The sequence below is a fragment of the Desulfocurvibacter africanus subsp. africanus DSM 2603 genome (assembly GCF_000422545.1).
In the GTDB taxonomy this organism is placed as follows: Bacteria; Desulfobacterota; Desulfovibrionia; order Desulfovibrionales; family Desulfovibrionaceae; genus Desulfocurvibacter; species Desulfocurvibacter africanus.
The window spans coordinates 1-12,630 of record NZ_AULZ01000030.1; the positions used below are offsets into that span (position 1 = coordinate 1).

The 12,630-nt window shown below is 61.6% G+C and carries 12 protein-coding genes; 1 reads left to right on the forward strand and 11 read right to left on the reverse strand.

The window, feature by feature from the left end; genetic code table 11:
- From H585_RS23565 to H585_RS0116525, 8 genes are all read right to left on the reverse strand, one after another.
- On the reverse strand, nt 1-189 hold a 189-nt coding region (locus tag H585_RS23565; RefSeq protein ID WP_027368630.1), incomplete at its 3' end, for a hypothetical protein.
- A gap of 324 nt (nt 190-513) precedes the next feature.
- Complete coding sequence (locus tag H585_RS0116495; protein ID WP_102046965.1) at nt 514-1,524, reverse strand: ABC transporter ATP-binding protein; 1,011 nt, start codon at nt 1,522-1,524, stop codon at nt 514-516.
- Nucleotides 1,525-1,528: 4 nt separating this feature from the next.
- The gene (locus tag H585_RS0116500) at nt 1,529-2,494 is read right to left on the reverse strand and encodes an ABC transporter ATP-binding protein (protein WP_014258998.1); all 966 of its coding nucleotides are present in this window, start codon (nt 2,492-2,494) and stop codon (nt 1,529-1,531) included.
- A gap of 10 nt (nt 2,495-2,504) precedes the next feature.
- Nucleotides 2,505-3,422 (reverse strand): ABC transporter permease, encoded by a 918-nt coding sequence (locus H585_RS0116505; protein WP_014258997.1) that lies wholly within the window; start codon nt 3,420-3,422, stop codon nt 2,505-2,507.
- A 1-nt stretch (nt 3,423) separates the two neighbouring features.
- Nucleotides 3,424-4,401: an ABC transporter permease gene (locus H585_RS0116510; RefSeq protein ID WP_027368632.1), complete on the reverse strand. Its 978-nt coding sequence runs from the start codon at nt 4,399-4,401 to the stop codon at nt 3,424-3,426.
- Between the two features lie 84 nt (nt 4,402-4,485).
- Nucleotides 4,486-6,084, reverse strand: coding sequence for an ABC transporter substrate-binding protein (locus H585_RS0116515; protein ID WP_027368633.1), 1,599 nt, complete (start codon nt 6,082-6,084; stop codon nt 4,486-4,488).
- 349 nt (nt 6,085-6,433) lie between these two features.
- Nucleotides 6,434-7,228, reverse strand: coding sequence for a hypothetical protein (locus H585_RS0116520; RefSeq protein WP_034628342.1), 795 nt, complete (start codon nt 7,226-7,228; stop codon nt 6,434-6,436).
- A gap of 273 nt (nt 7,229-7,501) precedes the next feature.
- Entirely contained in the window at nt 7,502-8,251 is a 750-nt protein-coding gene (locus tag H585_RS0116525; protein WP_027368635.1) for a glutaminyl-peptide cyclotransferase, read from the reverse strand.
- Nucleotides 8,252-8,795: 544 nt separating this feature from the next.
- Here H585_RS0116525 and gap point away from each other — a divergent pair.
- Nucleotides 8,796-9,812 carry a type I glyceraldehyde-3-phosphate dehydrogenase gene (gap, locus tag H585_RS0116530; RefSeq protein WP_027368636.1) on the forward strand — a complete coding sequence of 339 codons (1,017 nt, stop codon included), beginning with the start codon at nt 8,796-8,798 and terminating at the stop codon, nt 9,810-9,812.
- Between the two features lie 136 nt (nt 9,813-9,948).
- Here the strand turns inward: gap and H585_RS0116535 are convergent, their stop codons facing one another.
- From H585_RS0116535 to H585_RS0116550, 3 genes are all read right to left on the reverse strand, one after another.
- Nucleotides 9,949-10,281, reverse strand: coding sequence for a MerR family transcriptional regulator (locus tag H585_RS0116535; protein ID WP_027368637.1), 333 nt, complete (start codon nt 10,279-10,281; stop codon nt 9,949-9,951).
- A gap of 85 nt (nt 10,282-10,366) precedes the next feature.
- Nucleotides 10,367-11,407 carry a 3-oxoacyl-ACP synthase III family protein gene (locus tag H585_RS0116540; RefSeq protein WP_027368638.1) on the reverse strand — a complete coding sequence of 347 codons (1,041 nt, stop codon included), beginning with the start codon at nt 11,405-11,407 and terminating at the stop codon, nt 10,367-10,369.
- Between the two features lie 657 nt (nt 11,408-12,064).
- The gene (locus H585_RS0116550) at nt 12,065-12,418 is read right to left on the reverse strand and encodes a hypothetical protein (protein WP_014258989.1); all 354 of its coding nucleotides are present in this window, start codon (nt 12,416-12,418) and stop codon (nt 12,065-12,067) included.
- Between the last annotated feature and the right edge of the window lie 212 nt (nt 12,419-12,630).

The following is a 12,630-nucleotide window of genomic DNA, read 5'->3' on the forward strand; positions in this document are numbered from 1 at the left end:
ACCAAGCAATGTGCAGCCAGACCCACCGTCTCCATCACGCACGCAGAAGGCCTGCTTCATGGCGAGTAACTGCCGCAAGGCTTCCTGGAACGAAGTCTCGTCAGCCATGGGCCCAAAGAGGTGTTCAACCTCGCGAGCGAGGATCAACCAGTCATCATAGTCTTGCATTGTCGCCAAGCACACATCCATCGTCAGCTCCTAGAGCAGATTGCTTTTAAGACGCCCGCTCCGGCGTTGACGGCGCAAGTGAATTGCGCCTACGCCGAAGCTAGCGGCAAGCCATGCCGACGCATGGCTTGCAGAGCATTTTCAAAAGCAAAATGCTCTAAGGGAAACATTGCTGGGATCTCGTGGTCTTTGTCTGTCGGCAGCCAAAAATATGTTCAAAGGCCCGGAATCTATTCGGGGATTCCGGGCCGCGATGAAACCAAAAAGTTTAGGAAGGGGTGGGGTTCGGGGAGGGGAGAACCCTTTTCAAAGGGTTTCCCCTCCCCGATTCTCTTCCTCTGCGTCTCACACCAATCCTTCCTCCGCCGCGTGACAGGCCACGAACACGCCTCCGCCGTGGTCCACTGGAATCGGGACCTCCTTGATGCAGCGCTCGTGGACCTTGGGACAGCGGCCGTGGAATACGCAGCCTTCGGGCAGGTTGATGGGCGTGGGGATTTCGCCTTTGAGGCGGACGTGCTCGAAGCCTTTGTTGCCCAGGCGCGGGATGGCCGACAGCAGCGCGCGGGTGTACGGGTGGCGCGGGTTGTCGAACAGTTCCTTGACCGGGGCCAGTTCGCAGAGCGTGCCCAGGTACATGACGGCCACGCGGGTGGAAATGTGCCGCACCACCGACAGGTCGTGGCTGATGAACAGATAGGTCAGGCCGCGAGACTCCTGGGCGTCCATGAGCAGGTTCAAGATCTGGGCCTGGATGGACACGTCGAGCGCTGCGATGGGCTCGTCGGCCACGATGAACTCGGGGTCCACGACCAGGGCTCGTGCAATGGAAATGCGTTGGCGCTGCCCGCCGGAGAACTCGTGCGGGAAACGGTCGGCCCAGTCCGGGTCAACGCCGACCTGCAGCATGACGTCGGCCACGCGGTCCTTGACCTCGTTGTCCTGGATTCCCCGGTTGTGGAAGCGCACGGGCTCTTCCAGGATCTTGCGCACGGGCATGCGCGGGTTGAGCGAGGCGTACGGGTCCTGGAAGACCATCTGCATGCGCGTGCGGTACGGCAGCCAGCCCTTTGGGGGCAGGTTGTCGATGCGCCGTCCCCGGTAGTGGATCGTGCCGTCGGTTGGCGGGTAGATGCCCAGAACAGTGCGGCCCAGGGTTGACTTGCCGCAGCCCGACTCGCCCACCACGCTCAGGGTTTCGCCCGAGCGGATGTCGAAGGACACGGAGTTCACGGCGCGCACCAGGGTGCGAGTGCGCGTCAGCCGGCCGCCGGACAGCGAGAGCTGGTCCAGCAGACCGCCGGAGATGTCGAAATGCTTGCTGACGTTCTGTATGGAGACAAGGGTTTCACGCATAATCTTAGTCCAGGAGATGGCAGGCGGCCAGGCAGCCCTTTTGCTTGGGTTCGAGGATCGGCACCGAGCCGCGACAGACCTCCTCGCAGGAGGAACAGCGGTTCTGGAAGGCGCAGCCAGACGGGATGGAGCGCAGGCTCGGCATGGAGCCGGGGATCTGGTTCAGCCGCCGGCCGTTGGCGGATTGGGGAAGCGCGGCGAGCAGGCCGCGCGTGTAGGGGTGGCTAGGATAGCCGATGATGTCGGCCGTCTTGCCCATCTCGACGATGGTGCCGGCATACATGACCGCGATACGTTCGGTTACCTGCGAGACCACGGCCAGGTCGTGAGTGATGAGGATAAGGCCCATGCGCTCTGCGCGGCACAGGTGCAGCAGCAGGTCCATGATCTCGGCTTGGATGGTCACGTCCAGCGCCGTGGTGGGCTCGTCGGCGATGATAAGCGCAGGTTCGGTGAGCAGGGCGATGGCGATGACGATGCGCTGGCGCATGCCGCCCGACAGTTCGTGCGGGTACTGCTTCAGCCGACGCTCGGGCGAAGAAATGTGAACCTTCCTGAGCTTGTCCAGGGCGATGATCTCGGCGTCCCGGCGCGTGATGCGGCGGTGGGCCATGAGCGTCTCGACCATCTGCGTGCCAATGGTCAGTACGGGGTTGAGCGTCATCATGGGGTCCTGGAAGATCATGGAGATACGGTTGCCGCGTATGTCGCGCAACTGCTCCTGGCTCATGGAGGCCAAGTCGACGCCCTGGAAGAGCACTTGGCCGCCGGCGATGTAGCCTGGTTTGCTGACCAGCCCCAGTATGGAGAAGCCGGTCACGGACTTGCCAGCGCCGGACTCGCCAACCAGCCCGAGGCGCTCGCCCTGGGCCAGATCGAAGCTCACGTTGCGCACGGCGGGCAGGTCGCCGTGGCGCAGGCGGAAATTGACGCTCAGATCGCGGACCGAGAGGATGTTCTTGTTGTCCATGGTCCGCTCCTTAGCCCTTGTAAAGCTTGGGGTTGAGGAAATCGCGCAGCCAGTCGCCCAGCAGGTTGATGGACAGGATGAGCACGACCAGCGCAATGCCGGGGAAGATGGTGATCCACCACGAGCCGGAGAAGATGTAGTCGAAGCCGGCCTTGATGAGCGAGCCGAGCGACGGCTTGTGCACGGGCATGCCCAGGCCGATGAAGGACAGGGCCGCCTCGCTCATGATGGCGTTGGCCACCTGCACCGTGGAGATGACCAGCACGGGCGTGAGCGTGTTAGGCAGGATGTGTCGCCACATGATGCGCGTGGGGGACAGGCCGATGACCTTGGCCGCTTCTACGTACTCCTTCCTCTTCTCGGCCAGCACCGAGGCACGCACGGTGCGCGCGTACTGCGGCCACTCGGCGAAGCCGATGACCACGATGAGCATGGGCACGGCCAGGTCGGCGTATGCGCCCATGCCGAAGGTGGCCTGGAACAGCGCTCCGAAGAAGATGGCCACCATGTAGGTGGAGAAGGACAGTTGCACGTCAGCCATGCGCATGAGCACGGAATCGATGCGCCCGCCGCGATAGCCGGCCAGCAGCCCCACGATGATGCCCATGGCCGCCTGCAGGGCCACAGCGCCGAAGCCGATGAGGATGGACACGCGCATGCCGTAGAGCATGGTGGAGAACATGTCGCGGCCCTGGGTGTCGGTGCCCAGCACGAAGCGCGTGTCACCGCCCGGTTGCCAGACAGGAGGCTTCTCGGAGTCGAGTAGCTCGATGGTGTGCATGTCGTAGGGGCTGTAGGGCGCGATGAGCGGAGCCGCGAAGCTGGCCACGCCCAGGATCAGCAGCACCGTGAAGCTGGTCACGGCCACGGGGTCGCGCAGGAAGGAGAACAGCAGGTAGGAGTTGGCGAAACGTTTTATGAACTGCATGCTACTTCCTCCCAGCCACGCGGACCATGGGGTTCACCAGTCCGTAGATCAGGTCGACCACGGTGTTCACCGTCACGAACACGAAGCCCACGAACACGAGATAGGCGACCATGAGCGAGGAGTCCGCGCGCTCCACGGCCTCGATGAACATGGAGCCCATGCCCTTCCACTGGAAGACCGTCTCGGTGAGAATGGTGAAGGCGATCATGGTGCCGAGCTGCACGCCGCCCACGGTGATGACTGGCATGAGCGTGTTCTTGAAGCCGTGCACCAGCAGCACGCGCCAGGGCCGCAAGCCCTTGGCGATGGCGAATTTGATGTACTCGCTTTCCAGGACTTCCTTCATCTCCGCGCGGATGAGCCGGATGAACAGCGGGAGCATGATGGAAGTCAGGGCCAGCGAGGGCATGACGAGGTGCAGCAGGCCGTCCTTGGTCAGAAAGCCCGTGTCCCAGCCGGGGAAGAGCGTGACCAGTTGGCCGCGGCCGTAGGAGGGCAGCCAGCCGAGGCCGACGGAAAATATGTAGATGAGCAGGATGGCCGTGAGGAACACGGGGATTGATACGCCCACGATGCTAGCGCCCATGAAGATGCGCGACAGCCAGGACTTGGGCTTGACCGCCGCGTAGATGCCCATGGGCACCGACAGGAGCACGATGATGATGGACGTGGCCAGCACGAGCTCCAGGGTTGCCGGAGCCTTGGACAGGATGACCTCCAAGGCGGGCCGCTTGAAGTAGAAGGAGTTGCCGAGGTCGCCCTGGACGGCTTTGCCCAGGAAACGGGCCCACTGCACTGGGAACGGGTCGTTGAGGCCCAGTTGATCGCGCAGCTGCTCGCGCTCGGCGGCGGAAACGGAAATCCCGGTGATCTCGCGGACTGGGTCGCCCACGTTCTGCTTGATGGCGAAACCGATCACGCTGATGACCAGCATGACCAGCACGGCCTGGCTGATGCGTCTGATAATGAAGGCAAACATAGGCATCCTGCGTGGAGCGGCGCCGGGAGGGCGATTGGCGTCCTCCCGGCGCCGCCGGGGTTCAATCGGAAGCGGGCTGCGGCCCTATTCCATGTTCAGGTCCCCGAAGTAGGGGAAGTCCATGACATTGACGATCTCCTCGGCGTTGGCGACCTTGTTGGAGGCGGCCCAGGAGAGCATCTGCCAGTGCAGGGGAATGAAAGCGAAGTCGTCGTACAGCATCCGCTCGGCTTCCTGCAGCATGGCCGCGCGCTTGGCCATATCCGTTTCGCCGCCGGCGGCCAGGACCAGCTCGTCGACCTTGGCGTTGCAGTAGTTGGCGGAGTTGTACTGGCCCCAGCCGGTTTCCTTGTTGGGGCAGGCGTTGAGGTACTCGATGTAGTTGGCCGAGTCCTCGGTATCCGCGTGCCAGCCGATCATCTGCACGTCGGCCACCTGGGCGTCGAACTCATCCCAGAACTGGGCCTTGGGCATGGTGCGCAGCTCGACCTTGACGTTGATCTTGGCCAGCATGGCCGCCACGGCCTGGGCGATCTTCTCGTCGTTCACGTAACGGTTGTTGGGGGCGATCATGCTCACGACGAAGCCCTGCTCGTAGCCGGCTTCTTTCATGAGCTGCTTGGCTTTCTCCAGGTCGTAGAGCGGCGCCAGGTCGGCGATGTGGCCGGCGTAGCCCTGCGGAGAGTTCTGGAAGGCCGGGGTGGCGTCGCCCTTCATGATGGTCTGGACGATGCCTACGTTGTTCACGGCGCGCACGAAGGCTTCACGCACGCGCTTGTCCTTGAAGGCTTCAACACGGTTTACGTTCATCTGGAAGGTGATGACGCGCGTGCCGGGCATGGTGATGAGCTTCACCTTTTCGGTGGCGCGGATGCGCTCATAATCCTGGGGCGGAACAGGCATGATCCAGTCCACGTCGCCGGCCAGCAGGGCGGCCACGCGGGTGGCGTCCTCGGTGATGGGCGTGAGCACGATTTCGGACACGTTGCCGGTGTCCTTGTCCCAGTAGTTCTGGAAACGCTTGAGCACCCACTTCTGGCCCGGCTCGTAGCTGGTCACCATGAAGGGGCCGGTGCCAGACTCGTTGCCGTTGGCGAAGGAATACTCGGTCTTGACGTTGGCGTCCTTGGGCAGGCCCTTGTCGTCGGTGCCGGTGTAGAATACCGAATCCATGGGGAAGATGTAGGTGCACATGTTGAGCGTCAGGCCGTAAGGGCGCACGGTCTTGATGTCGATGGTATGGTCGTCGACGATGACCGGCTCGCCGAAGGGCTCATACAGGCCCTTGTAGTCGATGGCCTGCTTCAGGCGGGCCAGGGTCCAGGCCACGTCCTTGGCGGTGAAGGGATTGCCGCTATGGAAGGTAACGCCCTTGCGCAGGTGGAAACGCAGGGTCGTGGGATCGATCTGCTCCCAGCTCTCGGCCAGGCGCGGTTCGAACTTCATGTCCTTGGTCCAGCGGACGAGCGGGTCGAAGACCATGTGAGAATACTGCAGCATGCCGCCCGAAAGCTGGACGTGCGGGTCCAGGGATACGGGGTCGGCGTCGATGGCCAACCGCAGGGTCTTGCCGGCGGCCGCGGATTCGGCCTTGGAAGCTTCTTCCTTCTTCTGCTCGCCGCATCCGGCAACGGCCAGGCCCAACAGGGCGGCGGACAGCGCTAACAATAGCAATCGTTTCACGAAACACCTCCGCGCTAAATAATGGTGTATGGTTCCAAAGGCTTGAGCAAATAGCCTCGCTATTCCTAGATCTTTCGGGGAAGTGATGTACCCTTAAATAGTCAGCAAGTCAAAAGTTTGAGGTGTAAAACATCCTTTGTGCTCAAAGCATGTGTTAGCGGCAAGTCTGCATTGGCTGAAAGAAAATATTGATAATATTACATTGCTGCCATGCAGTGGTCAGAATAAAGCTATATGCATCACTATTCTGAACAGATTGTCTGGATCTCGCGATAAAGCCTTGCCAAGAAAATAAGTTGATTCACCGCGGTGATGTTCACACACCACGGGTCAGCTCAGTAGCATTCAATCACGGAATGTAGGCTCTGGCCACCAGATAGAGTGTCTCATAATCGAACTCGGCGCGGATAGACCGGCAGAGTTCCAGCGACATATCCATCTTGCGCCGAGTTTCATCGAGAAGTGTGCGCGCAAGCGTTTCCATGTGCGCATCCACGAACGGCGCATCAAACCCGTCGGCGGCCAGCGAAAGGCCCTCCAACAGCAGATAGGCGCGCGCATAGGGCAACAGACCGCGGCAGCCGTCGCGGCCCTCCTTGCGGCCAAGGGTCACGTAAGCCATCAGCTTGACCATCAGGCGGTCGGCCTTGGTGCGGCTGTCGATTTCCAGCAACACGGCCTTGTCCGCGTCGGGCATAGCCAAGCCACGCAGGAGAGATTGAGCCAGTTCGGCGGCCTTGGCTTCGGGTATGGGAGGGGCAGGGAAGTGGGAGAGCATGCGGATGAGTGAAAGGCGTGGGCTCTCGGCCTCGATGATGGCGCGCACGGCAGTGCGCATGCAGGCGAAACGTCGGCGGTAGCCTTCCAGAAGTATGTCCTGGCGGGCCTTGCCAAGGCGCACGGCCCGTTCTTCGTCCAGGGCCGAAAAAGCCGTCTCCAGCAGGTGGCGGACGTACGGCTCGTTGGTATAGGCGGCTTCTTCCAACAGGAAGTTGGTGTCCTGCTTTTCGTCCAGGAGCTTCTTGAGTGATAGCCAATACGCGGCCAAACCCTCGTAAGGCATCTCCAGAATGTCCAACTCGGGCCTGCGCAGGGGCGTCTCGGGCACGCTTTCGGCCTGGAGTACTTTGCGGCTGATTTTCATGCACTGCGCTCGCTTGGCTTTTGAAAGGATTATGTAGCCATTAGGTTAAGCCGAGCAGCGCGTCAACTGCCTACGACCCGCACTTGGCGATGACTCGTCGCAAAGTGCTTTCGAGGTGCGCCGAATACTGGTTGGCAGTGGTGTTGAAAAAAACGGTCCGGTACTTTCAATCCCGCAGTGAGTGAATCAAGATAAACCATTGCGCCATTGCTGCAGAATGATTCGTAACCGGCGCGTTGTCCTGCTCTACATTGATCGCTATTCAACGGGCGGTTATCGCAGCTCCAGCTCGTAAAGAAAGGCCCACAGCTTGCCCGTGACGAGCAGACGGCCCGTGGAGGAGTCGTAGGCTATACCGTTGGCCACGGCATCGCGTTTGCCGCCTCCGGCCTCGGCCGTAAGCGGCGACAAATCCAGCCAGCCCCGCACCTGTCCGTTGGCGGGATCAATGACCGCGATGCGTTCGGCCAGCCAGACGTTGGCCAGCAGCATGCCCGCCAGAACGCCGGCCTTAGGTTCAGGGGGAATCCACTCCAGCTCGTTGAGCAGGCGAACGGGCTGGCCCTGATCGGTCACCTGCAGCCGTCCCAAGGGGACGAAAGTGTCGGGGTGGCGCAGGATGAGAAACGCGGACCCGTCGCTTTGGATTAAGCGTTGGCCGTCGAAAGCCAGACCCCAGCCCTGGTTGCGGTAGGCGAAGGAGCCACGCGGGGCCAAGGTGCGCATGTCGAAGCGCAAGGCCATACTCTCACGCCACGTCAGCAGCACTATTTCATTGCCGGCAAGAGCCAAGCCTTCGGCGAACAAACGGCGATCCAGGGGCGTCTCACGCAGTGCACGGCCCGTGGACAGGTCCCATACGCGCAGGTATGAGCGGCCGTAGAGACCGGAGGACTGGTAGACCAGCCCATCGCGAAATTGCAGGCCCTGGGTGAAGCATTGCGGATCATGAGCGTGCACCGCCGCGATGCGGTAGTTCAGGAAGGGCGCGGCGAGTCCCAGGCTGGGGCACGACAGGATCATAAGGTTCCAAAACAAGGCGACGATAACGCCGGCGAGCAGGCCATTCCAAGAGCGGTTTCCTGAGGAAGTGCGCGAAATCTCTCCCAATGGGGAGGCGTCCGCCTTCAGTGGGCGGGGTTCAGGGAAGGCAGGGTTCTTCCCGGCTAGAGCATTTTGCTTTTGAAAATGCTCTGCAAGCCATGCGTCGGCATGGCTTGCCGCCGCGTAGGCGTAGGCGCAATTCACTTGCGCCGTCAACGCCGGAGCGGGCGTCTTAAAAGTAATCTGCTCTATGGAGCAGCACGTTCCAGCGGGCGACATCCCGGCGACTCTAAGCGCACTCCCGGTGCGAGGCAATGATTCCGCGGGGCCTAAGCCTGTCAGATACTCCCGTTCTGCCCTGGCTGCGGCATCCTGTTTGACATGGCTGGACTCTAGGGGCAGAAACCAAATCCTCGGCCCAACCGCACAGCTCCCATCAACATTCCGGTTATCGAGCCGTGCCGCGCTTTGGCCAAGATTCACCAGGCCTGACAGGGCAAGGGTTTGCCAAGGATCTGCAAGGATGAGCACCATACGCATTGGAATCAACGGCTTCGGCCGTATCGGCCGGCAGACGCTGCGGGCTATTCAGGAACGTTACAGCGGGCGCATGCAGGTCGTGGCGATCAACGATCTGCACGGCGCCAAAACCATGGCCCATCTTCTGGAGCACGACACATGCTTCGGCCGGCCGTCCTGGGCTGTGGGCCTGGACGGGTCGGACGTCATTTTCGGAGAGTGGCGCATCCGGGGGCTGTCCGAGCGCGAGCCGGCCAGAATTCCTTGGGGCGAACTTGGCGTGGATGTGATCGTCGAGGCCTCGGGCAATTTCCGCTCCGGCCCGGCTGCGGCCGCGCACCTGCGCGCGGGCGCGCGCAAGGTGGTCATCAGCGCCCCGGCCGAGGACGAGGACTTCACCGTGGTCCTGGGAGTCAACGAGCAGGCTTACGATCCCGCCCGCCACCACGTGATCTCCAACTCCTCCTGCACCACCAACTGCCTGGCGCCCGCCGCCAAGCTCGTGCACGAGCGTTTCGGCATACGCACCGGGACCTTGTGCACCGTGCATCCCTACACCAACGACCAGCGTCTGCTGGACCGGGCGCATGCAGATTTGCGCCGGGCGCGCGCGGCCGCACAGAACATCATCCCTACGACTTCGAGCGCTGTGCAGTCCGTGATGCGCGTGCTGCCCGAGTTGGCGGGCAAGGTCCAGGGCTATGCCGTGCGCGTGCCCACGCTCTTGGTTGCCCTGGTGGACTTCACCTGTGTCCTGGAGCGCGAGTCCGACACCGAGGAATTGCGTCTCCTTCTGCGCAGCGCGGCGGAAGGCCCGCTCAAGGGCATTCTCGGCTACACGGATACGCCCCTGGTTTCCTCGGATTTCCAGGCCGATTCACGCTCGGGCGTCGTGGACGAGGAATACACGCTCGTGCAGAACGGTTGTCTGGCCAAGCTCGTGCTCTGGCACGACAACGAATGGGGCTACGCCTGCCGCATCGCCGATCTGCTCGGGCTCATCCAGGAACGCGGCATTTAAGTTCGCATATCTGGAAGATTGATTAGAGCAACTTGCATTTGACCTGAGAGAGGGCGCTGCCCTCTCTCAGACTCTCTCCCGCCAGGGAAATGATTTCCCTGGACCCGCGATGTCATAGGAGTTTGGCAAACGGCTGCTATCGCTCCAGCAGCCGCTTGATCTGCAGCAGCTCGGCTTCGATCTTCTTGAGCAGGCCGCGGCGGCCGTTTTCCTCCAGAGCCTTGCGCGCACCCTCGATTGTCAGGCCCTGCTCGTACAGCAGGTGCTGGATGCGGCGCACTAGCTCGATGTGCTCGTGCGTGTACATCCGTTGGCCCGAAGCCGTGCGGACAGGCTGGAGCTGGGGGAATTCGGATTCCCAGAAGCGCAGCACGAAGGGCTTGACCCCAAGCAGGTCGGCGGCTTGGCCGATCTTGTAGAGTCTTGCGCTGTCGGGCGGCTTGCCTGCTGGGAAATCCTGAGCGTCCATGCCCGGACTTGTAGCCGAGGAGCGCTATCCAGGCAACAAACCGTGATCTCTGCGGATTGGTTTTAGCCGTTGGCTCAGCCGTGCGTCAGGCCCACTGGAGTACGGTTCCGGCCCAGGAGTAGCCCACGCCGTAGCCTACCAGCATGACGCGCAGGCCAGGCTTCAGGCGGCCGTCGTCCACGGCCCGGCGAAGGGCGATGGGGATGGTTGCGCTGACAGTGTTCCCGCAGTCGGCCATGTTCACGTAGAAGCGTTCCTCGGGAATGCCTATCTTCTCGCGAAGGCCCTCCAGCATGTAGGCATTAGCCTGGTGGAAGACGAACAGGTCCACGTCGGACATGGTCAGGCCGTTGCGCGCCAGGGTCTCGTTTACGCAGACCGGCACGACCTGCATGGTGAACTTGAAGATCTCCGGGCCGTCCATGAACAGGTGGTCTTGGCTGCGCGTGTTGCCGAACTTGTCCGTGCATTCCCTGGCAGTCTCGGCACAGCGCGGCAGCCTGGCCCCGCCCGAGGCGATCAGGAGATTCTTGTAGCCCGCGCCGTCGGTGCCGTAGACCATCTGGCCGATGCTGCCCGACGCTTCATCGGCACTGTCGGCGGGAACTCCGCTTGCCTCGATGAGGGTCGCGGCCGCGCCGTCCCCGAACAATGTGCGCACGCTCTTGTCGCCGGGATGCACATGGCGGCTGTAGGTGTCCGCCGTGAGCAGCAGCACCTTGCGCGCCTGACCTGTGAGCAGCAGCCCCTTGGCCATCCCCAGGCCGTACACGAAGCCGGAGCAGCCCAGGTTGAAATCCAGGGCCCCTGCCGTCGTGGGCAGCCCCAGGCGGTCCTGCAGCAGGCAGGCCGTGGTTGGCAGGAGATAGTCCGGCGACTGCGTGCAGAAGAGCAGGAAATCAACCTCCCGTGGAGTGCAGGCTGCCTCGGCGAACAGGGCGCGCGCGGCTGCGCAGGCCAGGTCCGAGGCGCACTCGCCGGGCGCTGCTATGTGCCTGGCGTGGATGCCGGTCTTGCGTACGATCTTTTCCGCCGACCAGCCGTTGTTCATTTCGCGGGCCAGATCATCGACCGTGCTCACGGCTTGGGGCAGGTGATAGGCAACATGTCGGATGCGCGCGTTCATTCCTGCTCCGGATGGTTTGATCGGCTGTAGATGCGGGGCCTGGTTGTGAAGTCTGACTGATGGGGTGTTGAGAGCGGCTGCATAGGCCGCAAATAATTATTCGAAGAGTGGATAATTTACAAGTCTTACAATTTTGAACCGGAATCGTAACGGAAGGGTGTCGTTCTTGGCTCAAGTCAGCGGAAAAGCATGTACAGTCTTTACGGGTGGGGTAGTCAGCAGAGTTGGAAGCGCCCCGCGAGGTAAACCCAGGCGAAATAGGACGCGATGAAAAGTAGAACGATCTGTGCACCGAGCCTAGCGCGACTTTTGAGTCCAGCCGCCGGGGGAAGTGCTTCGTTCTGTTGTCCAAAAACATACAGCAGGATGCAGCCTTTTGTCCTGGGTGGAGAATTGAACTCCGTATGTCGACCTGGAAGTCCCGTGCGTAAAAGGACGTCAAGCTGTTGGACTCTGCGGCCGCCTACCAAGAGCGCGCAAAGCACCCCCAGACAGAAAAGTCCGGCGCCGATAATTATGAGGATCATGGGATCGGTCGGCATGGCAGCTTGGCCCATTCAGGTTTCGCTACGCAGGGCGCGAACCAGTCAGGATCAAAGGGATTGCGGAGCACATGTTTGCAGGCCGGGGCACAAGGCCTGTGCCCCACCGCCAAAGCTACTGCACGCGCGGGAAGCGGGTGAACTTGCCCTCTTCGACTGCGCCGCATTTGTTCATGGAACTGCGCAGGAGCACATAACCAGCCTGAACTTCGAAGTTGTAGGTTCTGGTTCCGTTACAGCTGTTATCCTGATCCGTGGCGAAAGTGGCGGTAAGATTCTTGCCGTCGAAGGCTCCGCCCATGCACCGCCAGCGGAAGTGCTGGTCGCGGGCCACGCCGCCGACCACAATGCCGTCGGTGATTTGCATCAGGAAGTAATGGCCTTGGCCGAATTCGATGGATTCGGCGTTCTGGCCTCGCGCCACATTGGGTACTAGAAGCAGGGCAACAAGCAGTACGGCTACTTTCATGTTCAAGCCTCCCCTATTCGCATGAGCTTGCACAACGTCGGTTCTTGACCATCTGGTTGGAACCGCTGCGCACGCCGGACAAATCCCCCCTTATCCCCTGGGACCATGCGGTATGCTCAGCGATGATCAAGTTTTGATGGGCCAGCGCCAGACTAAGCGACTTTTTGCGAACGCTTTCAACAATCTGTACGCTGAACATCAATACTCTGCAC